The sequence below is a fragment of the Arthrobacter sp. NQ7 genome, assembly GCF_029581595.2.
Taxonomy (GTDB): domain Bacteria; phylum Actinomycetota; class Actinomycetes; order Actinomycetales; family Micrococcaceae; genus Arthrobacter; species Arthrobacter phenanthrenivorans_B.
On the sequence record NZ_JARFXU020000002.1, the window covers coordinates 117,358 to 141,367 of the forward strand.

The 24,010-nt window shown below is 68.9% G+C and carries 24 protein-coding genes; 6 read left to right on the plus strand and 18 right to left on the minus strand.

The window, feature by feature from the left end; genetic code table 11:
- Positions 1-74: 74 nt before the first annotated feature.
- Positions 75-1,184, plus strand: coding sequence for an ADP-ribosylglycohydrolase family protein (locus PUN71_RS03355; protein ID WP_277797355.1), 1,110 nt, complete (start codon positions 75-77; stop codon positions 1,182-1,184).
- A 77-nt stretch (positions 1,185-1,261) separates the two neighbouring features.
- Here the strand turns inward: PUN71_RS03355 and PUN71_RS03360 are convergent, their stop codons facing one another.
- On the minus strand, positions 1,262-2,326 hold the full coding sequence (locus PUN71_RS03360) for a 3'-5' exonuclease (RefSeq protein WP_277797356.1): 1,065 nt from the start codon (positions 2,324-2,326) through the stop codon (positions 1,262-1,264).
- Positions 2,327-2,394: 68 nt separating this feature from the next.
- On the opposite strand from PUN71_RS03360, the gene PUN71_RS03365 reads away from it, so the two are divergent.
- On the plus strand, positions 2,395-3,189 hold the full coding sequence (locus PUN71_RS03365; RefSeq protein ID WP_277797357.1) for a DedA family protein: 795 nt from the start codon (positions 2,395-2,397) through the stop codon (positions 3,187-3,189).
- Positions 3,190-3,259: 70 nt separating this feature from the next.
- Here the strand turns inward: PUN71_RS03365 and rdgB are convergent, their stop codons facing one another.
- From rdgB to clpS, 6 genes are all read right to left on the minus strand, one after another.
- Positions 3,260-3,907, minus strand: coding sequence for an RdgB/HAM1 family non-canonical purine NTP pyrophosphatase (rdgB, locus tag PUN71_RS03370; RefSeq protein WP_277797358.1), 648 nt, complete (start codon positions 3,905-3,907; stop codon positions 3,260-3,262).
- Entirely contained in the window at positions 3,904-4,662 is a 759-nt protein-coding gene (rph, locus tag PUN71_RS03375) for a ribonuclease PH (RefSeq protein ID WP_043453347.1), read from the minus strand. The genes rdgB and rph overlap by 4 nt, the downstream gene beginning before the upstream one ends.
- 49 nt (positions 4,663-4,711) lie before the next feature.
- The gene (locus PUN71_RS03380) at positions 4,712-5,509 is read right to left on the minus strand and encodes an MBL fold metallo-hydrolase (RefSeq protein WP_043453349.1); all 798 of its coding nucleotides are present in this window, start codon (positions 5,507-5,509) and stop codon (positions 4,712-4,714) included.
- Positions 5,506-6,534: a glutamate racemase gene (murI, locus tag PUN71_RS03385; protein WP_052260217.1), complete on the minus strand. Its 1,029-nt coding sequence runs from the start codon at positions 6,532-6,534 to the stop codon at positions 5,506-5,508. Before murI ends, PUN71_RS03380 begins: the two co-directional genes overlap by 4 nt.
- A gap of 105 nt (positions 6,535-6,639) precedes the next feature.
- Positions 6,640-7,206, minus strand: a complete 567-nt coding sequence (locus PUN71_RS03390) for a DUF2017 domain-containing protein (RefSeq protein ID WP_043453355.1) — start codon at positions 7,204-7,206, stop codon at positions 6,640-6,642.
- Positions 7,199-7,582: an ATP-dependent Clp protease adapter ClpS gene (gene clpS, locus PUN71_RS03395; RefSeq protein WP_043453357.1), complete on the minus strand. Its 384-nt coding sequence runs from the start codon at positions 7,580-7,582 to the stop codon at positions 7,199-7,201. Before clpS ends, PUN71_RS03390 begins: the two co-directional genes overlap by 8 nt.
- Before the next feature lie 96 nt (positions 7,583-7,678).
- Between clpS and PUN71_RS03400 the strand changes: the two genes are divergently transcribed.
- Both PUN71_RS03400 and PUN71_RS03405 read left to right on the plus strand, forming a co-directional pair.
- Positions 7,679-9,007 carry a nicotinate phosphoribosyltransferase gene (locus tag PUN71_RS03400; protein ID WP_277797359.1) on the plus strand — a complete coding sequence of 443 codons (1,329 nt, stop codon included), beginning with the start codon at positions 7,679-7,681 and terminating at the stop codon, positions 9,005-9,007.
- Positions 9,007-9,639, plus strand: a complete 633-nt coding sequence (locus PUN71_RS03405) for an isochorismatase family protein (RefSeq protein ID WP_277797360.1) — start codon at positions 9,007-9,009, stop codon at positions 9,637-9,639. Before PUN71_RS03400 ends, PUN71_RS03405 begins: the two co-directional genes overlap by 1 nt.
- Positions 9,640-9,642: 3 nt before the next feature.
- Here the strand turns inward: PUN71_RS03405 and PUN71_RS03410 are convergent, their stop codons facing one another.
- From PUN71_RS03410 to PUN71_RS03430, 5 genes are all read right to left on the minus strand, one after another.
- Complete coding sequence (locus PUN71_RS03410) at positions 9,643-11,421, minus strand: DEAD/DEAH box helicase (protein ID WP_277797361.1); 1,779 nt, start codon at positions 11,419-11,421, stop codon at positions 9,643-9,645.
- Positions 11,421-11,753: a DUF3039 domain-containing protein gene (locus PUN71_RS03415; RefSeq protein ID WP_430929410.1), complete on the minus strand. Its 333-nt coding sequence runs from the start codon at positions 11,751-11,753 to the stop codon at positions 11,421-11,423. The genes PUN71_RS03410 and PUN71_RS03415 overlap by 1 nt, the downstream gene beginning before the upstream one ends.
- 119 nt (positions 11,754-11,872) lie before the next feature.
- Positions 11,873-12,652, minus strand: coding sequence for a glucosamine-6-phosphate deaminase (nagB, locus tag PUN71_RS03420; protein WP_043453367.1), 780 nt, complete (start codon positions 12,650-12,652; stop codon positions 11,873-11,875).
- A gap of 21 nt (positions 12,653-12,673) precedes the next feature.
- A complete protein-coding gene (locus PUN71_RS03425) occupies positions 12,674-14,245 on the minus strand; it encodes a transporter (protein WP_277797362.1) in 1,572 nt (523 codons plus the stop codon).
- Entirely contained in the window at positions 14,227-15,021 is a 795-nt protein-coding gene (locus PUN71_RS03430) for an ABC transporter ATP-binding protein (RefSeq protein WP_043453373.1), read from the minus strand. The genes PUN71_RS03425 and PUN71_RS03430 overlap by 19 nt, the downstream gene beginning before the upstream one ends.
- Positions 15,022-15,072: 51 nt before the next feature.
- Between PUN71_RS03430 and PUN71_RS03435 the strand changes: the two genes are divergently transcribed.
- Positions 15,073-16,950, plus strand: coding sequence for a Na+/H+ antiporter (locus PUN71_RS03435; protein ID WP_043453376.1), 1,878 nt, complete (start codon positions 15,073-15,075; stop codon positions 16,948-16,950).
- Positions 16,951-16,983: 33 nt separating this feature from the next.
- On the opposite strand, the gene PUN71_RS03440 is transcribed toward PUN71_RS03435, so the two are convergent.
- The 4 genes from PUN71_RS03440 to PUN71_RS03455 are packed head-to-tail and all read right to left on the minus strand — an operon-like array spanning position 16,984 to position 21,100.
- A complete protein-coding gene (locus tag PUN71_RS03440) occupies positions 16,984-17,262 on the minus strand; it encodes a DUF3253 domain-containing protein (RefSeq protein WP_277797363.1) in 279 nt (92 codons plus the stop codon).
- A gap of 14 nt (positions 17,263-17,276) precedes the next feature.
- Positions 17,277-18,374 (minus strand): NADH:flavin oxidoreductase/NADH oxidase, encoded by a 1,098-nt coding sequence (locus PUN71_RS03445; RefSeq protein ID WP_043453381.1) that lies wholly within the window; start codon positions 18,372-18,374, stop codon positions 17,277-17,279.
- A complete protein-coding gene (locus PUN71_RS03450) occupies positions 18,374-19,372 on the minus strand; it encodes a tetratricopeptide repeat protein (protein ID WP_277797364.1) in 999 nt (332 codons plus the stop codon). The genes PUN71_RS03445 and PUN71_RS03450 overlap by 1 nt, the downstream gene beginning before the upstream one ends.
- A 51-nt stretch (positions 19,373-19,423) precedes the next feature.
- On the minus strand, positions 19,424-21,100 hold the full coding sequence (locus PUN71_RS03455) for a DUF8094 domain-containing protein (RefSeq protein ID WP_277797520.1): 1,677 nt from the start codon (positions 21,098-21,100) through the stop codon (positions 19,424-19,426).
- Between the two features lie 234 nt (positions 21,101-21,334).
- Here PUN71_RS03455 and PUN71_RS03460 point away from each other — a divergent pair, with 234 nt between their 5' ends.
- Positions 21,335-22,648: an AI-2E family transporter gene (locus PUN71_RS03460; RefSeq protein ID WP_043453383.1), complete on the plus strand. Its 1,314-nt coding sequence runs from the start codon at positions 21,335-21,337 to the stop codon at positions 22,646-22,648.
- A gap of 48 nt (positions 22,649-22,696) precedes the next feature.
- Here the strand turns inward: PUN71_RS03460 and PUN71_RS03465 are convergent, their stop codons facing one another.
- Entirely contained in the window at positions 22,697-23,488 is a 792-nt protein-coding gene (locus PUN71_RS03465; RefSeq protein ID WP_043453385.1) for an alpha/beta hydrolase, read from the minus strand.
- Positions 23,489-23,563: 75 nt separating this feature from the next.
- On the minus strand, positions 23,564-23,917 hold the full coding sequence (locus PUN71_RS03470; RefSeq protein WP_277797365.1) for an Rv1322 family protein: 354 nt from the start codon (positions 23,915-23,917) through the stop codon (positions 23,564-23,566).
- Positions 23,918-24,010: the final 93 nt, after the last annotated feature.

Sequence of the window (24,010 nt, forward strand, 5' to 3'; positions counted from 1 at the left end):
GTCGCGGCCCTGGGTTCGGCGTCGGCTTTGGCGTTGAGTCCGGAGCGGGCTGCGGCGGACGGTAAATTTACTCCATGAGCTCCGAGCACGGCATTCCCGCACCCACCCTCGCGTCCCGTATCCACGGCTGCCTCCTGGGTGGCGCCCTGGGGGATGCGCTGGGCTATTCCGTGGAAGCCGGCGCGGCCCCCGGCGCCCGCGGACGCTCCGGCCCGGGAGAGCCGGGAGGCCTGGGTGTATTCGACGACCCATCCGGGCCGGCCCGCTTCTCCGACGACACCCAGCTGACCCTCTACACCGTGGACGGCCTGGTGGAGGCCCTGGAATGGGCAAACTCCGGTGTGGGCGCCGATGTGAACGCCTGCCTCTGGCTCGCCTACCTTCGGTGGCTGGCTTCCCAGGGCGAAGACGCCGGGCCGTCCGCGCCCATGCCCCAGCCCCGCTGGATCGACGGCCAGGAAGTGCTCCGGCAGCGGCGGCATCCGGAGCAGGAGTGCATTTCCGGCCTCGCCGGCGGCGAAATGGGCACGTCCGTCCGCCCGGTGAACCCGGGCGCGAAAGGCGTTGGCACGGTGATGCGCTCCGCGCCGTTCGGACTCGTTCCGCATATTGCGTCCGACGCCGTCTACAAGTTGAGTTCCGATGCCGCCTCCCTGACCCACGGCCATCCGTCCGCCAGGCAGAGTGCCGGGATCTTCAGCCTCCTAATCCACCGCCTGGTGTCCGGCGCGGCCCTGGCGGACGCGGCTGCCGCTGTCACCGCCCATGCAGCCGAACTTCCGGATGTGGCCCCCGAACTCCCCCAGAGGCTTAAAGCGGCTCTGCGGCTCGCTGACAAGCGGGACCCAGGCAAGCAGGAGGCAGGCCCCGAAGAACCCGTCCAGGCCCTGGGTGAGGGAAGGCTGGCTGAGGAAGCACTCGCCGTCGCGCTTTACGCCGTCCTGTCCACGGCACCGGCTGCCGGTGGAGAAACGGAGCCGGACCGGCACTTCCGGGACGCCGTGGCGTTGGCCGTGAACCTCGGCGCCGCCAGCGGCACCACCGGTTCGCTGGCCGGAAACATCCTGGGAGCCCTGTACGGGGAGGCCGGACTGCCGGCGGAGTGGCTTGCGGCCCTGGAGGGGCCGGAGGTGGTCCGGGGCATGGCGGATCAGTTGGTGAAGGTCACTACCGGGGAAGGCTGATGGTGCTGCAGCCTGCGGCAACGTCCCCCCGCGCGGTCATATCCGAACGGCCCTGCACGTCAGTAAGGCACTGACGGTCAGGCACTGACGGCAGCCGTGCAGGCGCCGTCCCGCGTCTCCGTTGCGGCGGCCTGCGGCCCGTGCGGCATGTCCCTGCCGCCCACCATCTGCAGGAACTCACCCTCGGAGAGCACTTCGATGGCCTGTCCCCGCTCATGCAGTTCCAGCACACGCCGGGCCTTGCCGGTGAGCCGTCCGGACCGGAGGTCGGAGGCGACGAACCCGTCCCCCACCACCAGCACGGTGGTGCGGCCGGTGACGCGGCTTTCCGTCCGTGCCCCGCAGCGGGCCGAGCGCCGCTTCGCTTCCGGACGGTCGATGGAGAGCTGTCCCGTGAACACCACCGTCTGCGCGTAGAGCGGGTGGCCCGGCTCGGCATCCAGGTTGGGCTCCGGGTTCGCCCCTTCCTCCGGCCAGCCGGACTGGAACCGTTGGACCAGGGCGGCGCCGTTGCCGGATGCCCCGGCGAGGGCCGCCAGGCTGGGCTTTGAAAGGTCGCCGGTGGCGGGATCGAACGCCTGCTGGCGCGGCATGGCCAGGCCGAGCGACAGGTAGAGTTCGGCGAGGCTGTTGGCGCCGTTTCGCCCGGCGATGTCGACCAGGATCCCGGCGCAGGCACGGGCGTCCTCGGCGGCGTCGTGGTGGTTGACCAACGGTACGCCGGCTTCCTCGGCGGCGAACGGCAGCGAATTGGAGACCAGCGAGTAGCAGCGGCGTGACAGCATCACGGTGCAGACGTAGTCATAGGCCGGACCGGGCAGGCCCGACACCTCAAGCGCCGAGCGGATCACGCCCAGGTCGAACGCCGCATTGTGGGCCGCCAGCACGTCGTCACCGATGAAGGCTCCGATTTCCGGGAACAGCTCGCCGAAGCGGGGGGCGTTGGCAACATCGGCTGCAGTGATGCCGTGGATGCGGACGTTGTGGTAGTCAAAATGGTCGTAGCCTGCTGGCGGGCGCATCAGCCAGGAGGCCTCCCCGACCACTTTCCCGCCCCTCACCTTCGTCAGCCCCACCGAGCACGGAGAGCCGCGGAAGCCGTTGGCCGTTTCGAAGTCGATCGCCGTAAAGTCCAAACCCACGGCCCCTACCTTACCGCCGGAGGTCCCGCAGGCCCGTCAAGTACCCTTGAGGAGTGAACTTTCCTGTGATGAGTGACCTCGCTGTGTCCATGCTGGGCGGTGCGGGACCGGTGCAGCCGAAAATGGCTTCGTTCCTGCCTGACTGGCTGAACCCCCAGGTCTTCCTGGCCGACCCCGCCCTCGCCCCCTGGGTGGTCCTGCTGGTGTGCGGGATCGTCTTCGCCGAAACGGGCCTGCTGGTGGGTTTCTTCCTTCCCGGCGACTCCATGCTGTTCACAGCGGGCCTGCTGGTGGCCACGGACACCATCAAGTTCAATATCTGGCTCCTGGCCCTGCTGGTCGCGGTCTCGGCCATCATCGGCAACCAGACCGGCTACCTCATCGGCTCCAAGGCCGGCCCTGCCATCTTCAACAAGCCCAATTCCCGGCTTTTCAAGCGGGAAAACGTGGAGAATGCGCATGCCTTCTTTGAGAAGCACGGCGGCAAGGCCCTGATCCTGGCCCGCTTCGTGCCCATCATCCGCACGTTCGTCCCGGTGATCGTCGGCGTGGCGCAGATGAGCAGGAGGAAGTTCTTCCTTTACAACGTCATCGGCGCCCTGCTGTGGGGCGGCGGCGTGACCCTGCTCGGCTACCTGCTGGGCGACAAGGTTCCGTGGGTCCGCGACAACCTGGACATTATCTTCATCGCCATCGTGCTGGTCTCGGTGATCCCCATCGGTATCGAGATCCTGCGCGGCCTGGCCGCCAAGCGCCAGGCGCAGGCCTACGGCACGGACGCCGTCGATGAGTACATCGAGGAGCACGAGCCGCAAGCGGAACGCAAGACCCACCGCAAGATCCCGGGCAGCCGGCCCGAATAGCTGCGGCTGTCCCTGGATCCACCAAAAAAGGTGCGCACCCGCAGGGTGCGCACCTTTTTCGCTGGTCCTCCTAGCTGGCTGCCTCCAGCGCCGCCACAATCGAGGGCAGGAGTGCCCGGAAGGCCTTGCCGCGGTGGCTGATGGCGTTCTTTTCTTCAGCCGAGAGCTCGGCGCAGCTGCGGTCCTCGCCGGCGGGCTGCAGGACCGGGTCGTAGCCAAACCCTCCGGCGCCGCGCGGCTCGCGCAGCAGGATTCCCTCCAGCTGGCCGTACTCCACCACTTCGCGGCCCGGGCCGTCCGCACCGTCCGGCATGGCCAGGGCGGCGGCGCACACGAACGCGGCACCGCGGTGTTCGTCCGGAACGTCGGACAGCTGGTTCAGCAGCAGTTCAAGGTTGGCGGCATCGTCCCCGTGCCGTCCGGACCAGCGGGCAGAGAAGATCCCGGGTGCTCCGCCCATGACGTCCACGGCGAGTCCCGAGTCGTCGGCGATGGCCACCAGGCCGGTGGCAGCGGCAACCGCGCGTGCCTTCAGCAGCGAATTCTCCGCGAAGGTCACGCCTGTTTCGACGACGTCCGGCGCACCCGCCGCCGCCGCGTCCACCACCTGCGTATCGACGTCGAGCCCCGGCACCTGCCCGCGCAGCAGTTCGCGCAGCTCGCGGAGTTTGCCCTTGTTGTGGGTGGCCAGCACCAGCCGCGGAGCGGGGCTGCTCACAGGGTGTCCGCCAGGGTTTCGCGCTGGATGGCGGCCAGCTCCGAGGTGCCCAGGAGGGCCAGGTCCAGGAGCTGGTTCAGCTCGTCCCGGTCGAACGGGGCGCCCTCCGCCGTGCCCTGGACCTCGACGAACTTGCCGGAACCGGTGACCACCACATTCATGTCCGTTTCCGCCCGGACGTCCTCCACGTACGGCAGGTCCAGCATGGGGACGCCATCGATGATGCCCACGGACACGGCCGCGATGGTGTCCAGGAGGGGCTGGGCGTTCCTGGCAATGAGCTTGTTGTCGCGGGCAAACCGGATGGAGTCCGCCAGCGCCACGTAGGCGCCGGTGATGGCCGCCGTGCGGGTGCCGCCGTCCGCCTGGAGCACGTCGCAGTCCAGCACGATGGTGTTTTCGCCGAGGGCCTTGGTGTCGATGATGGATCGCAGCGAGCGCCCGATCAGCCTGGAAATTTCATGCGTGCGGCCGCCGATCTTGCCCTTCACGGACTCGCGGTCGGACCGGGTGTTCGTGGCCCTCGGCAGCATGGCATATTCGGCGGTCACCCAGCCGCGGCCTTCGCCCTTGAGCCAGCGTGGGACGCCGGCGGTCAGGGAGGCCGTGCACAGCACCCTGGTGTTGCCGAACTCGATCAGCGCCGAGCCTTCAGCCTGGTTGGACCATCCGCGGGTGATGCTGATGGGCCGGAGCTGGTCGGGGGCGCGGCCGTCGGCACGCACGATGGGCACTGCAGTTGCTTCAGATGTCATGCCTTTAGCTTATCGAGTGCCGGTGCGGCCGACGCCGGGCGCGGTCCGCCTAGATGGTGTAGTGCACCCCGGCCACGGCAACCGCGACGTCGCCCGGGAACACGGGCCGCGCTTCTGCCATGACCGTGGTCTGGGAGGTCCACACGGGGATATGGGTCAGCAGGAGCCGGCGGGCCCCGGCCGCGGCGGCAGCCTCCCCGGCCCTCTTGCCCGTCAGGTGGACGTCGTTGATGCCATCGTCCCTGCCTTCCTCGAAGGCAGCCTCGCACAGGAACAGGTCGGCGTCCTTGGCCGCTTCCTCCAGGCCGGCACAGGAATCGGTATCGCCGGAGTAGGTCAGGACCCGGGACACCGGGGTGCCGTCCTTGCCGGGCTCGACCACCTCGACCCGGAGGGCGTAAGCCTCCTCGATGGGGTGGTTGACGGCGAACGGGGTGACCGTGAACGGGCCCACTGTTACGGATTCACGCTCGGTCCAGTTGGTGAAGTCGAATTCTTCGTGCATGCCCGGGTCCAGGGGCAGCCCGTAGGCGGTGGCCATTCGGTCGGCGGTGGCGGCCGGCCCCCACACCGGAATCCGCCCACGGCCCCAACCGCCGGGCTTCCAGCGGATGGCGACGTGCAGCCCGCACAGGTCCATGCAGTGGTCGGGATGCAGGTGCGTGAGGAAGATCGCGTCGATGTCCTCCAGGTCCGTGTAGCGCTGGATGGCCCCCAGGGCCCCGCTGCCGAGGTCCATCACCACCTTCCAGGTCCTGTCACCGTCGGTGGCGGTCAGGAGGTAGCAGGACGCCGGGGAACCGGGCCCCGGGAAGGAGCCCGTGCATCCGACGATGGTCAGCTTCACAGGGCCGGTCCCGCGGGACGGGCGCCGGCGAGCCCGCCGCCCACGAAGTTGGAAATCCGCGGCCGGTCCTGCGCGCTTTGCGCGGCAGCGATCATTTCAGGGGTGATGCGGGCCAGGCTGCCCGTGGGGTACTGGGCGGCGACGTGGTCCACGTGGCGGACGGAGAGCACCTCGGGGCCCAGGAACCGCCGGGCCAGCACCTCGAACTGCCGGGCGTCGCCGGTGGCCACGAAATGGTGCTCGGGCGGGAGCGTCGAGGTGCGCTGCAGGTTGTGGGTGGCCAGGGCGCGGTAGACGTCCTTGGCCGTCTCCTCGGCGCTGGACACCAGCGTGACGTCGGCGCCCATGACATAGGAGATGACGCCCGTCAGCAGCGGATAGTGGGTGCAGCCCAGGACCACGGTGTCCACCCCGGCGGACTTCAGCGGCGCCAGGTATTCCTCCGCGACCGCCAGCAGGGCCGGGCCCGTGGTGACCCCTGCCTCCACGTAGCTGACGAACTCCGGACACGCCACCGAGGTGATGTCCAGGTCCGGAGCCGCGGCGAACGTGTCCTCATAGGCACGCGACCCTACGGTGGCGGACGTGCCGATGACGCCCACTTTTCCCGACCGGGTGGCGGCGACGGCGCGCCGCACCGCGGGCTGGATGACCTCGATGACCGGGATGCCGTACTTGGCGGTGTACCGCTCCCGGGCGTCCCGCAAAACAGCGGCCGACGCCGAGTTGCAGGCGATGGTGAGCAGCTTGACGCCGGAGTCCACAAGTTCGTCCATGACGCCAAGGGCGTTGGCGCGCACCTCGGCGATGGGGAGGGGCCCGTAGGGGCCGTGGGCGGTGTCCCCGACGTAGAGGATGGACTCGTTGGGAAGCTGGTCGATGATGGAGCGGGCCACGGTAAGCCCGCCGACACCGGAGTCGAAGACGCCGATGGGACGGTTTTCCGGAGCCGCGGCCGGAAGTCCGCTGCCGTCGGGCGCGGGCTGTGTTTCTGCCGGTGGTTCCGTGCTCGGGACTGTAGTCATGATTATTCGAGGATAGGTGTTCCCGGAAGCGTCAGCCATGATCTTGTGTCCAGCAACTCGTGTCTGCTGCGTCACACTGGACGGCCTCCCCCTGGCCGCCGGGCCTCACCGGCGGGATTCCATCGACTGCAGCATGGCCTGCACCAGGGACTCCTGCAGCCAGGTGGTGAAGTTGTAGACCAGGGCGAGGTAGCTTTCCACGTCCTCGGCCTGGGACCAGTCCTGCATGCGGTGGACATGCTCGGCGTCGGCCTCGTCCCGGATGTCCAGCCGCTCGGCCAGGACCAGGCGCACATCGTTCAACGCCATGGACCAGTGCTTGGCCCCTTCGGGCGTCAGCACGATCTCGTCCTTGTCCAAGTCCAGCGCAGCTGCCCGCAGTGCGCCGATCTTCGTTTCCCGCAGCGACCGCTCGGTGAGCTGGCGGAACTCAAGGGACGCGGCGCCGTCGTCCTTCACCACGTTGGGGAGCAGCCGCTTAACGGCACGGTCCGTCGGTTCCGCCACATCCATGTCGAGGCCGATCAGCGCCGCCAGCGGGTCCTGCCCGGTGCGGTCCTCGGGTTGCAGCATGGAGATGACGTCGTCGATCAGGCTGCGCAGCAGGTCCCGTTCGGTGGGTTCAAGGTAGCCGGTAATGCCCTTGAGTCCGTATTTGAATGCCTTAGCCACGCTTCCCCTTACCCTGGCCCGGGCCACCGGACTTGCCTGCCTTGCCGCCGGAACCGCCGCTGGCCTTCTCCACGGTGGCCCAGAGGCCGAATCCGTGCATGGCAACGGCGTGGCGTTCCACCTGTTCCTTGCTCCCCGAGGCCACGATGGACCGGCCCTTCCTGTGGACCTCCATCATCAGCTTGTTCGCCTTGCTCTCCGAATAGCCGAAGTAGCTCTGGAAGACATAGCTGACGTAGCTCATGAGATTGACGGGATCATTCCAGATCACCAGGTTCCAGGGGATGTCCGGCGCGGTCAGCGAGTCGGTGGACTCTGCTGTGCCGGTCCGGGTGCCCTCCTGCGTAGCAGGGCCGGGCGCAACGCTTATGGTCATCTGTCCATTCTATGTGGGGGTTGGGCCCACACCGGCGAGGGCCCCACGGCGAAGCGGAGCGAGACTTGGGAGCCGGTGGGGATTAGAGTGACTTTCGTGAGCACCTCAGCCGGCTGGGACCATCCCCGCACGTCCTTTTACACCGACCACTACGAGCTGACCATGCTGCAGGCGTCCCTCCATTCCGGGGCGGCGCACCGCAGGTCGGTGTTCGAGGCGTTTGCGCGGCGGCTGCCCGACGGCCGGCGCTACGGCATCGTGGCCGGCACGGGACGTCTCCTGGAAGGCATCGCGAATTTCCGTTTCGGCGAGGCGGAACTGGCGTTCCTGGAGCGCACCCGGGTGGTCAACCAGGAGACCCTCGACTACCTGGCCACCTACAGGTTCACCGGCGACATCTGGGGCTACGCCGAGGGCGAAGCGTACTTCCCCAACTCCCCCATCCTGATCGTGGAGGCCTCGTTTGCCGAGGCCTGCATGCTGGAAACCTACCTGCTGTCCGTGCTCAACCACGACACCGCCATCGCCTCCGCAGCCTCCCGCATGGTCAGCGCAGCGGGCGGCCGGCCCTGCATCGAAATGGGCTCGCGCCGCACGCACGAGGAGGCCGCGACCGCCTCCGCGCGGGCGGCCATCATCGCCGGTTTCGACAGCACCTCCAACCTTGAAGCGGGCATCCGCTACGGCGTGAAGACCGTGGGCACTGCCGCCCACTCGTTCACGCTGCTGCACGACTCCGAGCGTGAGGCCTTCGAGGCACAGATTGCCTCGCTCGGCGACGGCACGTCCCTGCTGGTGGACACGTACGACGTCGAAAAGGCCGTCCGCACGGCCGTGGACCTGGCAGGGCCGCGGCTTGGCGCCGTCCGGCTGGACTCGGGCGACCTGGTGGCCCAGGCACAGTGGGTGCGCCGGCTGCTGGACGACCTGGGCAACGAACACACCAAGATCGTGGTCACCTCCGACCTGGACGAATACGCCATCGCGGCACTCCAGTCAGCCCCTGTTGACTCCTACGGCGTGGGGACTTCCCTGGTGACCGGTTCCGGCGCCCCCACCGCCAGCATGGTGTACAAGCTGGTCAGCCGGACCGGCGACAACGGGAATTTCGTGTCCGTCGCCAAGGCCGCCAAGAACAAGGCCAGCGTGGGCGGCCGGAAATACGCACTGCGGAAACTGGACGAACGGGGCACCGCCACCGCAGAGGTGGTGGGCGTGGGGCACCGGCCGGAGGACGACGGCAACGACCGGCCGCTGCTGCAGCAGTTCATGAAGAACGGCGAACTGCTGCCGGGCTGGACCGGGCATGAGGGCGTGCTCCGTGCACGGCAGCGCCACGCGGACTCCATGCGGGAACTGCCCCCGGTGGTGAACCGCCTGCAGCGCGGTGAGGCCGCGATCCCCACCATCTACGAGGAGAACTGATGTCCCGCGCCTTGATCATTGTGGACGTCCAGAACGACTTCTGTGAAGGCGGCTCGCTCGCCGTCACCGGCGGCGCGGCGGTGGCCGGTGCCATCAGCGAATACCTGGACGCTCACAACAGCGAATTCGACTACGTGGTGGCCACCCAGGACTGGCACATCGAGCCCGGCAGCCACTTCTCCGACTCCCCCGATTACAAGGACAGCTGGCCGCCGCACTGCGTCGCGGGCACGCGCGGGGCCGAACTCCACCCGGACCTGGACACCGAGTACATCGACGCCTATTTCCGGAAGGGCCAGTACGCCGCCGCCTACTCGGGGTTCGAAGGCCTGCTGGCCCCGGAAGACGCCGTCCCCACCGGGGAACGCCAGGCCGGCGGGATGCCGGGCAGCCTGGACATCACGGACCCTGACGGGGACGCCATCGGCCTCGACGACTGGCTGCAGAGCCACGACGTGGAGGACGTGGTGGTGGTGGGGCTTGCCACGGACTACTGCGTGAAGGCCACCGCGCTCGACGCCGTCCAGGCCGGCTACGGCGTCACCGTGGTGCGGTCGCTGACCGCAGGCATTGCGGAGGACCTCGAAGACGCCGTAGCCGAGATGGAGCTTGGCGGAGCTGACATCGCCTGACCGCTATTTGCGGCCGATGAACCAGTCCTGGAGCTTGCGCAGCCGTGCCTGCAGCTGCTCCTCGTTGGCCTGTGCCACGGGCGGCCCGCCGCAGACGGTGCGCAGTTTGGTATGGACCACGCCGTGGGGCGTACCAGTCCGCGCAGCCCACGCCGCGACGTTCTTGGCCAGTTCGTTGCGGAGGTCCATCAGCATCCGGTGATCGGGCACAGCCGGGACCTGGCTTTCCGCCGCGGGCTTCTTCCGGTTCTTCCGGTTCAGCTGCTCGTGCTGGCGCTGGCGCAGCAGCGTTCCCACCTGTTCCGCGTCCAGCAGGCCGGGGATGCCCAGGAAGTCCATTTCGTCGTCGGACCCCACTTCGCCGCCGGTGCCGAACTCGCCGCCGTCAAACAGGACCCGGTCGAAGGAAGCCTGCGAATCCAGTGCCTCGAATTTGCCCTTGGTCAGGGTGTCGGAGGCCTTCTCCTCGCGGTTGGCCTCCTCCATCAGCGAGTCTTCCGGGTTGAACAGGCCGTCGCCGTCTTCCTTCTCCGGCCGGTCCAGGGCATGGTCCCGCTCCATTTCCATGGAGTTGGCCAAGGCCATCAGCTGCGGCACGGAGGGCAGGAAGACGGACGCGGTCTCGCCCCGCTTGCGGGCACGCACGAAGCGTCCCACGGCCTGGGCGAAGAAGAGCGGCGTGGAGGTTGAGGTGGCATAGACGCCGACGGACAGGCGGGGGACGTCCACGCCTTCGGACACCATCCGGACGGCCACCATCCAGCGCTTGTCGCCGGCCGAGAATTCCTCGATCTTGCTCGACGCCTTGGCGTCATCGGACAGGATGACGGTGGGCGACTCGCCGGTGATCCGTTTGAGCTGGCCGGCGTAGGCGCGGGCGTCCTCATGGTCGGTGGCGATGACCAGGCCGCCGGCGTCGGGGACGGTGCGGCGGACCTCGCTGAGCCGCTTGTCCGCGCCCGCCAGGACCGCGGGGATCCACTCCCCCGCCGGATTCAAGGCGGTGCGCCAGGCATGGCTGGTGATGTCCTTGGTGACCGCGGCCTCGCCCAGGGACGCCGCCATCTCCTCGCCCGCGCTGGTGCGCCAGCGCATCTGGCCGGAGTACGCCATGAACATCACGGGACGGACCACGTGGTCCCGCAGGGCGTTGCCGTAGCCGTAGGTGTAGTCGGCCTTGGACCGCCGGATGCCGTCCCGGTCCTCCGCGTATTCCACGAACGGGATAGGCGAGGTGTCGGAACGGAACGGCGTTCCGGTGAGGGAGAGCCGCCGTACAGCCGGATCGAACGCCTCGCGCAGTCCGTCACCCCAGGACAGGGCTTCGCCGCCGTGGTGGATCTCATCGAGGATCACCAGGGTGCGCGCGGCCTCGGTCTTGGCGCGGTGGAGCAGGGGCTTGCTGGCCACCTGAGCGTACGTCACGGCGACGCCGATGAACCCCCGGCCGTGCTGGCCGTCGGAGTTCTTGAAATTGGGATCGATGGCAATGCCAACCCTGGCGGCGGCGTCAGCCCACTGGCGTTTCAGGTGGTCCGTCGGCGCGACGATGGTCACGCGGTTCACGGCACCCGAATCGATCAGCGTGGAGGCGATCCGGAGGGCAAAGGTGGTCTTGCCTGCACCCGGGGTTGCCACCGCGAGGAAGTCGCGGGGGCTGTTCTGCAGGTAGAGGTCAAGGGCTTCCTGCTGCCAGGCACGGAGTTTCGGGGCGGTTCCCCAGGCTGCGCGTTCCGGGTAGGCCGGAGGCAGGGTGGGGCCGCCAAAGAGCGTCTCCGTCACTACTTGTTGCTGCCCGAGTCCCCTCCGGGACCATTGCCGCCGTCATTGCCCGGCCGGAGGCCCTCGTAGACCTCTTTGCAGGTGGGGCAGACCGGGAACTTCTGCGGGTCCCGCCCCGGGGTCCAGACTTTGCCGCACAGCGCAATGACCGGTTCCCCGGTCAGTGCGGACTCCATGATCTTTTCCTTCCGCACATAGTGCGAGAAGCGCTCCCGGTCCCCGGGTTCCACTTCCTGGCGCAGTTCCTCGCGCTCAATGGTGGCCGTGGACGTTCCAGCCCCGGAAAGCTCGCGCATCGGGTCGTTCTCGAGAGGGTCCGTCATGCTAGTCATGGCATCCATCTTAGCCTTTCCACCGGCGGCGCGTTCGACGGCGGCACGCCCGTGCCGGGGTCCGGCACCGGCCGCCGTCGTACTTTTCCGGGCACCCTGCCGGCACCTGCGGAACGGTGTTACAGGCCCTGCCAGGCGGGCTTGTTCTCATAGGTGTGGCGGTAGAAGTCCGCCAGTTTGAGGGCCGACGCCGCGGCTTCGTCCAGCAGGACCGTGGCGTGCGGATGGAACTGCAGCACGGAAGCGGGACAGATGGCCGCCACGGGCCCTTCCACGAAGTCGCGGACCGCCTGCGCCTTTTGCGCCCCGGTGGCCAGCAGGATGACATGCCGCGCCGCCATGATGGTGCCCAGGCCCTGGGTGATGACGTGGTGCGGCACCTCCGCGAGGCGGGTGAAGAACCTCGCGTTGTCCCGGCGTGTCTGTTCGACCAGGCTCTTGATCCTGGTCCGGGACGCGAAGGACGAGCCCGGTTCATTGAACCCGATATGCCCGTCGGTTCCGACGCCGAGCAGCTGCAGGTCCACCCCGCCTGCCGCGGCGATGGCCTGCTCGTAGGCTTCACAGGCCGCGGGGATGTCCGCGGCGGCGCCGTCGGGGCCATGCACGTTTTCCGGCGGGATGTTCAGCCGGTCGGTGAACTCCCGGCGCACCACCTCGCGGTAGGACTGCGGATGGCCGGCCGGCAGGCCAACGTACTCGTCCAGCGCGAACGCGGAGGCCCGGCTGAAGTCCAGGCCCTGTTCATGGCGGGCCGCCAGCTCGTCGTAGACGGGCAGCGGAGAAGACCCGGTGGCAAGGCCCAGGACGGCGCCGGGCTTGCGCCGGACCAGCTGCTCGATGGCGTCGGCAGCCAGCCGCCCGATCTGCCGGTTGCCGCCGAGGATCACGATTTCCATATTGTCCCTTCCCTGGAGCGGTCAGCGGTTGACGGTTACCTGCGCCAGGAGTTCGGGGCCCCGCGCATCGAGCCACTTGCCGCCCAGCCTCACCCCTGCGAGAAACAGGCCCAGGCCAAGGACCGTTCCCACGGCGAGGTTGAGCCAGCCGAAGAGGGCACTGCCCGTGACGGCCTGTGCCACCAGCAGCGCTGCCTCGGGCAGCACCAGGACCAGCAGGACCAGCATTCCCACGAACTGCACGGCCAGGGTCTGCCCCACGTTGCCCGGCGGTTTCTTGAACGGGCTGTCGCCCGGCAGCGGCACCGTGACCGTGTACCGGGCCGACACCACCGAGGACAGGCCCAGCCCGCTGAAGAGGATCCCCAGGCTGAACCCCAGGTGGCCCGGCAGCGCAGCCCAGTCACGGGTGAACGCGGCATACCCGACGGAGAACACCAGGACCACGGGAAGGGCGAAGGTCATGCACGCCAGGGCCCGTCCCAGCCGGTCCGCCGCTCCGCGGACCCCGGTGGCCAGGTGCAGCGCAAACGCGGTGTTGTCATAGGAGACGTCGGCCGAGATGGACCAGGCCAGGATGAAGGCCGCAATCGGGGCGAGGAAGGCCAGGCTGCCGTAGCTGCCGGTCTGCGTTCCCTGGAACGCCAGCACCACCGGCAGCAGCGGGATCACCACCAGCGAACCCGAGTACCGCGGGTCACGCACCCAGTACGTCAGGGACCTTGCCATCACTGCACCTGTGGGGCTGGCCGGCAGGACGCCGAACAAGCCAAGCCTGCCGCCGCGGCGCTTCCCGGCGCCGGCGTAGGGCGGCGTGACCAGCGCCCGCTCGAGCAGCAGCTTCCAGCACCAGGCCAGGACGGCGAGGACCGCCAGGGAGAGCAGCAGCTTCGCCGCGGCCTGCAGGGGCCGGCCCGAGGCGACGTCGCCGCCGAGTGCCCAGGGCGCGCCGAGCGGAGTCCAGGACAGTGTCCCGGCGAACCCGGGCAGGAACCCGGCCGAGGCCGTGATGCCGCGGCCAACCGATGCCACGATGGGGCCCAGCAGGACCAGGGGCACCATTAAGGCGATGCCGCTGACGTCCTTGAAGCGCCGGGATGCGGCCAGGCTCGCCGTCGCCGTGGTGACCACCTTGGCCAGGACGACGCAGGTCATGATGCCCAGGCAGGCACCCAGCAGGGCGGCGAGCGCGGGGAGCAGACCGCGGGACCAGGTCACCACCGTTGACAGGCCCACCAGGACGGTGGCCAGGCCGGGGATGCCGATCAGCCCGGCCAGGGCAAGACCGGTGAGCATTTGCTTCATAGGGATCGCGAAGGTCGTGAAGCGTGCGGGATCGAGGGTCATGTCCGTGGCCGACGCCACCACCGGCACCACGCCCCAGCCCAGCAGGGCGGCGGAACCACCCAGGACAATTGCCGTGTGCGCGGCCTCACTGCCCGCGCTGCGCAGCAGGACAAGGGCAAGGACCAAGGTCGCCACCACCCCCAGGGCATACAGCCCGGCGATGGCCATGCCCACCAGCTGCCAGGGGCTGCGCCGCAGGCCGTTGCGCAGCAGCGTGAGCTTCAGCCTTAGAAGGTGCGCAACCATTCCAGCCCTTCCGTATGGCTGTGGCCTCCGACCAGCTGCACGAACCGGTCCTCCAGGGAGGCCCCGGCGCGCACCTCGTCCACTGTGCCGGCCGCCAGCAGCCGGCCGCGTGCCACCACGGCAACGTGGTCGCACATCCGCTGCACCAGGTCCATCACGTGGCTGGACACGATGACGGTTCCGCCCGAATCCACGTAACGGTCCAGGATGGAGCGGATGTTCGCGGCCGATACCGGGTCCACGGCTTCGAACGGCTCGTCCAGGACCAGCAGCCGTGGGGCGTGGATCAGGGCGGACGCCAGGGCGATCTTCTTGGTCATGCCGGCGGAGTAGTCCACCACCAGCGTCCCCGCGTCCTGCGTGAGGTCCATGGCGGCCAGCAGCTCGCCCACCCGCGCGGCCACCACTGCCTTGTCCATGCCGCGCAGCAGCCCGGCATAGGTGATCAGCTGCTCCCCGGTCAACCGGTCAAAGAGGCGGACGCCGTCCGGCAGGATCCCCATGAGCCGCTTGGCTTCCAACGGGTGCTGCCAGACATCCACGCCATGCACCACTGCCGTGCCGAAGTCCGGCCGCAGGAGGCCCGTGGCCATGGACAGCGTGGTGGTCTTGCCCGCGCCGTTGGGTCCCACGATTCCGAAGAACGAACCCGCCGGCACCTCCAGGCTGAGGCCGTCCACCGCGATTTTTCCCCCGAACCGTTTCGCCAGGCCACGCATGGAAAGTGCGGGTACAGGCGCGGGATTCGGTGCCTGGTCAGGAAGCGGAGCAGTCATGATGCCAGCCTAGTCCGCAGAGCATCCGCTGCGGAGTGCGAGACTAACCTCATGGACATCGCGTTGGGCCTGCTGGTGATCGTTGCTGTGGTGTGCGCCGGCAGCGCCGCGGGGCGCAAACTGAATATCCCGGTCCCACTGCTCCTGGTCCTGGCCGGGGTGGCCGGTTCCTTCCTGCCGTTTATTCCGCAGGTGGAGCTGAACCCGGAACTGGTGCTCGTGGGCCTGCTGCCGCCGCTGCTGTACGCGGCGGCTTTCCGCACTTCGCTGTTCGACTTCAAGACCAACCGCCGCTCCATAGCGTTGCTGTCCGTGGGCTACGTCATTTTCGGCACGCTGGCAGTGGGGCTGGTGGTGTGGTGGCTGTTCCCGGAAATCCCGCTGGCCGCCGCCTTCGCCCTGGGCGCGGTGGTGGCCCCCCCGGATGCGGTGGCGGCCACGGCCATCGCACGGAAGGTGGGCATGCCGCGGCGGATCGTGAACATCCTGGAAGGCGAGTCGCTGGTCAATGACGCCACCGCGCTGGTGTGCCTCCGGGCCGCCGTGGCGGCCATCGCCGGTTCGGTGTCAGCGCTGGATGTGGCGGGCGGCTTCGTCGTGGCAGCGGGCGGCGGCCTGGCGGTGGGCCTCGCCGTGGCGTACGTCCTGACCGAAATCAGGAAACGGATCAGCAACGTCGCCATCAACACCTCAACGTCGCTGATGGCGCCTTTCGTCGCGTTCCTCCCCGCCGAGGCCATCCACGCGTCCGGTGTGCTCGCCGTCGTCGTGACCGGCCTGGTGATGGGCACCAAGGCGCCGTCGATGCCCAACGGCGCCGCCCGGCAAAGCGCCCGGAGCAACTGGGACACCGTGCAGTTCCTGCTGGAGAACGCGGTGTTCCTCCTCATTGGCCTGCAGGTTCGGACCATCATCGACAGCGTCCAGGACGATTCGCTGGGTGCGGGCCGGGTATGGCTCGGCTGCGCCGTTATCCTGCTGGCGGTGCTGCTGCTGCGCCCCGTGTGGGTCTTTCCGGCGACGTACCTGCCCCGCCTGATTCCTTCCGTTCAGCGGGCGGACCCGGCACCGCCCTGGCAGTTCCCCGCCATCGTGTCCTGGGCCGGCATGCGCGGGGTGGTCACCCTGGCCGCGGTCCTGACCTTGCCCGGCGACCTGGAGCACCGTGACGTGCTGGTCCTGGCCGCCATGGTGGTGGTGGCCGGAACACTGGTGCTGCAGGGCTTCACGCTGCCCGCGCTGGTCCGGGCGCTGGGTCTCCCCGGACCGGACAGGCGGGAGGATGCCCTGAACCAGGCCTCGCTGATGCAGCTGGCCACCGCAGCCGGGATGGAGCGGCTGGAGCAGTTGAGGCGCGAAAGCGACCCGCCCGAGGTCATGGACATGCTCCGGCGGCGGACCCAGGAGCGGGGGCTGGCGGCATGGGAACGCCTGGGCAGGTCCTCCGCCGAAGCGGCAACCCCCAGCCAGCGCTACGCGCAGCTGCGGATGGCGATGCTGGAGGCTGAACGGGACAAGGTCCTGGAGCTCAGGCGCGGCGGGGACTTCGCCCATGAAGTGCTCAGCGAGGTCCTGGAGCGGCTGGATGTCGAGGAGTCCATGCTCGATGCATCGCTCCACGAACTCGAGTCTGCGGAGGAGGGCGGCGGGGGTGAGGGGTTGTCCCAGCCGGGCGGCGTCTGTGACCACCTGACGGCCGCCATGCCGTCGCCCGTCCCGGATGGTCCGTCCTGCGACGGCTGCGAGCGCGAGGGAACAACCCCCGTGCACCTGCGCATGTGCCTCGCGTGCGGAAACGTTGGCTGCTGCGATTCCTCGGCCGGGAGGCACGCCAGCCGGCACTTCAAGGAGACGGGCCACCCGGTGATGCGGAGCATCGAACCGGGCGAGGAATGGCGCTGGTGCTACGTGGACGACCTGCTGGGCTGAACAAGGCCCGAACCCCCGGCGCCCGCTCCGGTGCTAGCGGGCCCTGCGGATCCGGATCGGGCCCTTTGCGGTGGCGGGGTCCACCACGGAGCCGCCCTGGGTAATCTGGACCTGGCCCTCGGCGACCAGCCGCCGGGCGGCTTCGCGCGCCGGCTCCATGAGGTCGCGCCAGGTGTCTCCGCCCACAGCCCTGGCGGCATCCGAGGGGCAGATGGTGGACGTCGGTGCCCGCGAGGCCAGGAGCTCCAGGATCTTCGCTTCCAGCTGCCGGCCAAGCCCGCCCTGCTGCCCGCTGCCGGATGGGGGTGCCATGCCGCGGTCCCCGGTCAGAAGGTCCGGCGCGGGATGGCCCGCTCGTACTGGGGCGGCCAGGGCAGGTCATAGCCCAGTTCGAACGCGGCGCGCAGCCACCAGTGCGGATCCCGCAGGGCAGCCCGGGCAATGAAGACACCGTCGGCCTGGCCGGTGGCAACCGCATGCTCCGCCTGCCCGGGCGTGGTCACCAGGCCCACCGTCCCGGTCGCTACTCCCGCCTCCTCGCGGATGGCGGCCGAAAAGCCGGTCTGGTAGCCCAGGCCCGGCTTGATCTGCTGGTGGGCCACCGCCCCGCCGCTGGAAACATCCACCAGGTCCACACCGCGGGCAGCGGCCTCGCGGGCCAGGCGCACCGAGGCTGCCTGGTCCACGCCGCCCGGTGCCCAGTCGGTGGCCGAGATCCGCAGAAGCAGTGGCATGGAATCCGGAATTGCGGCCCGGACCGCGTCCACCACGGCCAGCATCAGCCGGTTCCGGCCGGATTCGTCCCCGCCCCACTCGTCGTCGCGCTGGTTGATCAGCGGACTTTGGAACTGGTGCAGGAGGTAGCCGTGCGCCCCGTGGATCTCCACGGTGTCAAAGCCGGCCTCCACGGCACGCCCGGCGGCAGCGGCGAAATCGGAAATGACACCTTCGATCTGCCCGGCCGTCATCGCTGCCGGTGCCGCATATCCTTCGAAGGCCGTGGTGGACGGGCCCACGGTGTCCCAGCCGCCGTCGGACGCGGGAACGCTGCCGTGCTGGCCGGAAAACGGCCAGTAAGTGGAGGCCTTCCGGCCAGCATGGGCCAGCTGCACGCCGATCTTAGCGCCCGCGGCCGCATTCCGGTGCACAAAGGAGATGATCCGCTGCCAGGCCGCCGCCTGCTCGTCGTTGTACAGTCCCGCGTCGCGGGGACTGATCCGGCCCTGGGCATTCACTGCCGCAGCCTCCGTGAGGATCATCGCGGCACCGCCGACGGCAAAACCGCCCAGATGCACCAGGTGCCAGTCGTTGGGGACTCCGGGGGCTTCGTCAGGATCGCAGCTGTACTGGCACATGGGTGAGACCCAGCCACGGTGCTGCAGTTCCATGGACCGCAGCGTCAGGGGCTGGAACAGGGCCGGCACTAGAAGAGCACCCGCGCGAGGGCCTGGCGTGCCTTGGCCACGCGCTCGTCGCCGGTACCCACAACATCGAACAGCTCCAGCAGCCGGACCCGTGCGGTCTCACGGTCCGGACCGAAATTCCTGCCAATGAAGGCGACCAGCCGGTTCAGCGCGTCCTCCACGTGGCCGCCGGCTACGTCCAGGTCGGCAACCCCGAGCTGCGCGTCCAGGTTGTCCGGCTCGTTGGCTGCCTGCGCCCGCAGCGCTTCGCTGTCCTGGGCGGAGACCGCCTGCAGCCGGCCCATCAGCTCCACCTGCGCCAGCCCGGCCTTCGCCTCGTGGTCAGAGGGCATTTCCTTCAGGGCCTGGCGGTAGGCGTCGGCGGCGGCGGCATAGTCGCCGGCCTCGATGGCCTCGAATGCGGCCTGGTGCAGCGGCGGCAGCGGTGCGGGCTCCGGTTCGCCGTCCGCACCGGCGTCCAGGCTGCCGGTCACGCCATTGGCTGCGGCCACCTTCAGGAGTTCATCGAAGAGGCTGCGCACCTGCTGTTCGTCCGCCGCGCCCTGGAAGAGCGGGACGGGCTGGCCTTTGAGGACGGCGACGGCGGTGGGCACCGCCTGCACCTGGAAGGCCTGGGCAAGCTGCGGAAAGGCGTCGATATCGACTGCGCCGAGGACCAGCCGGCCGCCGTAGCTTGCCACCACGCGGTCCAGGGTCTCCACCATTTTCGTGGACTCCGGTGAATAGGGGGCCCAGAGAGCAAACACCACCGGCACCTGCACGGAGAGTTCCACCAACTGCTGGAAGTTGGCCTCGGTGACGTTGACCTTGAGCTCGGGCGTGCCGGAAGGCGTGTCCGGCTGCTGCCCCTGGGAGGCCGCGGCGGGGGCGGCTGGACCGGTGGCAGCCGGCCCGGACGGCGTGGCGGGGCGCTTCAGCGAGGAAAGGTCGACGGCGCCGCGCAGGTTAAGCAGGCTGGCAGCGGCAGGAGGGACTGGGCGGGAAGCTGGCGAACTCATGTTTCCCACTCTAGCCACTCCGGCCGCTGCCGGGGGTAATGCCGTCAGGCCCTACTTGAAGCTTGCGCCGACCAGCCCGCGGGTGGCGGCGACCAGCTTCATGGGGTCCGTGGATCCTGCCGGGGGGACGTACACCGCCATGGATTCGGCGAAGCTCAGCACCATTCCCGTGGTGGTTTCCTTGCCGCCGGCCAGGGCCGCGGCATCGTCGCCAATGCTGAGCTTGTCACCGGCGGCCTTGGGCGTGCCCTCGAAGCCGAAGTTGATCCGGCCCAGGACCAGGGCGCCGCCGTCCGAAGTCCGGAAGACTACGGTGCTTTCGGGAACCACCTTGTGGGTGAAGGAGAAGTTGCCGTTCTCGCCGGCCTTGACCACCTCGGCCTGGTAGGAGAGGGTGTCGGCAATGTAGGGGGAGGACTCGCCCTCGACGAGCTTGTCCTTGAAAGGCGAATCCGCGGACGTGAGCCTGTCGGCCAGTCCGGACATAGCCTCTTCACCGCTGTACAGGAGCCCGGTCTTGTCCGCGGGAGCGAGGGTTTCGGTGCCGCCCCGGCTGATGTTCGGGAACGTGGTGCCGGGCTGGAGGGGCGTGGTCTCCATCAGCTTGTAGTTCTCGCGCGGAGACTGCTGGACAAGCGTCAGGATCTGCGGAACCACATTGCCCTCACCCTGGGTGACTGCCAGCACCGAGCGGGGCCAGTCCCGGCCGCTGGTCACCACGGTGGTCAGCAGCTTGGTGGAACGGACCGGCATGCGCGGCTCGTAGGAGCCCACCTGGGAACGGATCTTGTAGTTCTGGGTGCGGATTTCCAGTTCGGGTCCCGCCACGCGGTCGGACAGCTTTGCGGCGTCCTTGGCGGCATCCGCAGCGTCGGTGGCGCTGGAGACCTGCTCCAGGATGCGGCGGAACTGGGCGTCGAGCAGGACGGGTGCGGCCGCTGAGTCCCTGGCCGGCTGGGAGGAGGCGGTGCCGGAGGGAGACGGGCTGGGGGTGGCCGCCTGGGCCGCGGTACCGGTACCGGCCAGGACAACAGCAGCAACACCCGCGGCGACCATGGTGGCCTTGGACGAGGACGACGACGGCGCCTGGCTTTGGACGCCCGCGTTCCGGGCCCGGGCGCGGCGGGCGTAGCTGCTGCCGCCATCGCCCTCGCCGTCTTTCCTGCGGGCTGAGAGCAGTGCCAGGACAATGCCGCCGACGATCAGCAGGCCGCCGAGGACCATCAGCGGTACGGCCCACGGTGTGGAGGTGTCATTAGGGAACGTCATGGACACCGAGGCAGGCGCCGGCTTGGTGCCGTCGGAGGCGAGCAGGAGGCTCCAGTCGCCGTCGGCAGGCGGGGTCCAGGTGTATTCCAGTTCGCCGCTGGCATTCTCGTTGGACACCCAAAGATCGGACCCGGCCGGGTTGGGCGCGGTGCCCTCACCGTCGGTGTGCTCAACGGTAAGGGACTTTTCGTCCGCGGAGACGCCGGTGATGGTGTTGTGGGCTGTCTGGCCCACCCATGCGCTGACATCGTCCGGACGGCCGGTCGCCAGCATGAAGTTTCCGTCACCCTGGATGTCGATCTTGACCGTGCCGCCGTGCAGGGTGCGCAGCTTCTGGTCAATGACGGTCAACGGGGCGGCGGCGGCATCGGCCGGCACGGACGCGGTGAACGTCTCGGAGGGAGCCCAGATGGTTCTCTGGCCGATACCGGCCAAAAGTGTCAGGAGGCCGAGCAGCACAAGTGCGGCTGCAGTCTTTAAACGCAAGGGAAACACCTATCATCAGCGGGGGTTTGCCTCCAATAGTAACCTTTTTGTTACCACAGGGCCCTTTGGGGCTGCCGCCGACCCGGGTGCGCGCAGCCCTGACGGGCGCCTTCGGCGTCTGCTGACAAGCCTGCTGATAGTGTTTGCGATGATCATCACACCGGCCCGCGCAAGCGGCGCCACGCACGGAACAGGCCGCAAAAACACGTGACAGACAAGACGGACCCGTCCTCGGCCCACGCCGGAAATTCCCGGGATCCCAAGGGCCCTGTTCCCGCTCCCGCGCCGCCGCTGGGAATGGCGGCCCGGCGCAGGGGCACAGCCGCTGCGGCCCTCGCCGAGGTGGTCCGCCGGCTGCGCCAGCCCCTGCCCGGTGCGCAGCCCAGGCTGCGGTTCGAAATGCCTCCGGAGTACACCGGACAGGCCTCCGGTTCCGACCTCGCCGGCGACGAGGAGCCGCAGTTCGGCCACCCAGGGCCGCGCATGTCCCCGCAGCATCCGCTCTACATGGGGTTCATGGGGACCGTGGGTGTCGGGCTGGCCCTGCTGGTCTACTGGATCGGCTCGCACACCACGCAGCTGCTGTTGTGGATCGTTGCCGCGCTGTTCATCGCCCTGGGCCTCGAGCCGGTGGTGGGCTGGCTGGAGAACCGGAAGATTCCCCGGCCCGCCGGCATCCTTGTGTCGGTGGCTGTCCTGATGGGCGCCGTCGTCGGCTTCTTTGCCACCCTCATCCCCACGATCGTCGAACAGGTCTCGGAGATCGTGCGGCAGGCCCCGGACTGGGTGCGCAACTTCATGGCCTCGGACTTCTTCCGCAGCCTTGATGACCAGTTCGGCATCCGCGACCGCATCACCGAGGAACTCGACAAGTTCGTCAATGACCCTGCGGCCATGGGCGGCATTTTCGGCGGCGTGGTGGGCTTCGGATCCACAGTGGCGAACGGACTCTTCGGCACACTGATCGTGCTGGTGCTGAGCCTGTACTTCCTCGCCGCGCTGCCAGCCATGAAGAAGTGGGGCTACCGGCTTGCTCCGCGCTCCCGGCGAAAGCGGGTGGCCGCCCTTTCGGAGGAAATTACCCGATCCGTGGGCAACTACGTGATCGGCCAGGCCTGCGTGGCGCTGCTCAATGCCACCTTCGCGTTCGTCGTGATGTCCATCGTTGGCATCCCGTTCGCCCTGCTCCTGGCGTTCGTGGTGGTCCTGCTGGCGTTCATCCCGCTGGTGGGCGGCATGATCGCCGGCATCGTTGTCATCCTGGTGTCCCTCACCCAGGGCTGGCAGTCAGCCGCCGTCTACGCTGTCTGCTACTTCGCGTACCTGCAGTTCGAGGCGTACTTCATCTCGCCCCGCATCATGCAGAAGGCGGTTGCCGTGCCCGGCGCGGTAGCAGTGATCTCGGTTATTGCCGGCGGCAGCCTGCTGGGCGTGCTCGGTGCCCTGATCGCCATCCCCACCGCGGCGGCCGTCCTGCTGCTCGTCCGCGAAATCTACATCGTCCGCCAGGACCAGCACTAAGCACCTCCGGCCGCCCGTCCGGCGGCCGGTCCCGTTGGGCAGCCGGCCCTACGCGCCCGCCGTTGCTGCCGGTCCGTCCCATTCCTGCGGCAGCTCCGGCTGGCCGGGGCTGACCTGCGCCACGATGTCGTTGAGCACCCGCGCCGCGTACTTCTCCCCCACCCACAGGTGTTTCGCGCCGGCAACGCCCACCACGCGGGCCTGCGGGACCAGGCTGAAGCGTTCGGCTGCTTCGGCCGGCTGAAGGAAGTCATCGTGCTCGGGAACCAGGACGGTGAGGGGCTTGCCCGATTCCGCCCAGAGCTGCAGGTGCTTGTCCGTGGCGCGGTGCAGCGGGGGCGAGAGCAGAACCGCTCCCTCGATCTGCGAGGCCACCGGTTCAACGGCGCCGTACATCAGCGCCAGCTCGGTTCCAAAGGACCAGCCGACCAGCCAGCGGTTGGGAAGGCCGCGGTCGACGGCGAAGCGGACCGCCGCCTCCACGTCATACCGTTCGCCGACCCCTTCCTCGAAGGTTCCGCTGCTGGTGCCCCGCGGGGACGCCGTGCCGCGGGTGTTGAAGCGCAGCACCGCAACGCCCGCCAGCGCCGGCAGGCGGTAGGAGGCCTTGCGGTAGACATGCGAGTCCATGAAACCGCCGTGCGTGGGCAGCGGGTGGAGCGTGATCAGGGTGGCCCTGACCGGACCAGACTCAGGCAGCGCCAACTCCCCCACCAGCGTGTGGCCGTCCTCGGTTTGCAGCTCGATGTTCTCGCGCCGGGCAGGCAGCACCGTGGAAGCGCGGATGGGAGCGGGGCCCCGGGTTTGGCTGAAATCGTACGACGCCGGATCAAAAGTCATGCCTGCCAGCTTAGCGACAGCAGGAGGTTTCTTCCGCCGGCGAGGGTTTGCGGCTCCGTCCGGCGAAGCGGGGAGTCAGCGGTACCGGTAGCTGCGCGTCAGCCAGCAGTTGGTGTGCCAGTGGCGGCGTTCGGCAAGGCCTGCCGCTGCGCCAAAGAGGTGGTCGTCCTTCCAGACCACCAGGTGGGCAACCCCGGGGAGCACGGCCGTGGAGCACTCCGGGCAGATGTACGTCTTCTCCGCGTTCCTGGCCGTCATGGTGCGGACCATCCATTCGCCGTCGGGAGCGCTTTCCCGCCGGGCAATACCTGCCCGTGCGCGCTCCAGGTCCAGCTCCGGAACATCGCCGTTCCGCTTCCGCCCCGCACCCTTGCCGGAGACAGGACCCTTGCCTGACACGGGACGGCGGGGAAGGTTGGAACGCGGCATGTATCCATTCTGCCCCAGCGGCGACGGGCACCCCGCCCGGCCCTGGGTCCCGGCCCTGCGTCCCGGCACCGGGGACGGCCGGCGCGGGCCCAC

Coding starts and splice junctions, on each gene's coding strand:
- PUN71_RS03355 (WP_277797355.1), top strand. CDS start 75: ATGAGCTCCGAGCACGGCATTCCCGCACCCACCCTCGCGTCCCGTATC.
- PUN71_RS03365 (WP_277797357.1), top strand. CDS start 2,395: ATGAGTGACCTCGCTGTGTCCATGCTGGGCGGTGCGGGACCGGTGCAG.
- rph (WP_043453347.1), bottom strand. CDS start 4,662: ATGACATCTGAAGCAACTGCAGTGCCCATCGTGCGTGCCGACGGCCGC.
- murI (WP_052260217.1), bottom strand. CDS start 6,534: ATGACTACAGTCCCGAGCACGGAACCACCGGCAGAAACACAGCCCGCG.
- clpS (WP_043453357.1), bottom strand. CDS start 7,582: ATGACCATAAGCGTTGCGCCCGGCCCTGCTACGCAGGAGGGCACCCGG.
- PUN71_RS03405 (WP_277797360.1), top strand. CDS start 9,007: ATGTCCCGCGCCTTGATCATTGTGGACGTCCAGAACGACTTCTGTGAA.
- PUN71_RS03415 (WP_430929410.1), bottom strand. CDS start 11,753: ATGACTAGCATGACGGACCCTCTCGAGAACGACCCGATGCGCGAGCTT.
- nagB (WP_043453367.1), bottom strand. CDS start 12,652: ATGGAAATCGTGATCCTCGGCGGCAACCGGCAGATCGGGCGGCTGGCT.
- PUN71_RS03425 (WP_277797362.1), bottom strand. CDS start 14,245: ATGGTTGCGCACCTTCTAAGGCTGAAGCTCACGCTGCTGCGCAACGGC.
- PUN71_RS03430 (WP_043453373.1), bottom strand. CDS start 15,021: ATGACTGCTCCGCTTCCTGACCAGGCACCGAATCCCGCGCCTGTACCC.
- PUN71_RS03435 (WP_043453376.1), top strand. CDS start 15,073: ATGGACATCGCGTTGGGCCTGCTGGTGATCGTTGCTGTGGTGTGCGCC.
- PUN71_RS03440 (WP_277797363.1), bottom strand. CDS start 17,262: ATGGCACCCCCATCCGGCAGCGGGCAGCAGGGCGGGCTTGGCCGGCAG.
- PUN71_RS03450 (WP_277797364.1), bottom strand. CDS start 19,372: ATGAGTTCGCCAGCTTCCCGCCCAGTCCCTCCTGCCGCTGCCAGCCTG.
- PUN71_RS03465 (WP_043453385.1), bottom strand. CDS start 23,488: ATGACTTTTGATCCGGCGTCGTACGATTTCAGCCAAACCCGGGGCCCC.
- PUN71_RS03470 (WP_277797365.1), bottom strand. CDS start 23,917: ATGCCGCGTTCCAACCTTCCCCGCCGTCCCGTGTCAGGCAAGGGTCCT.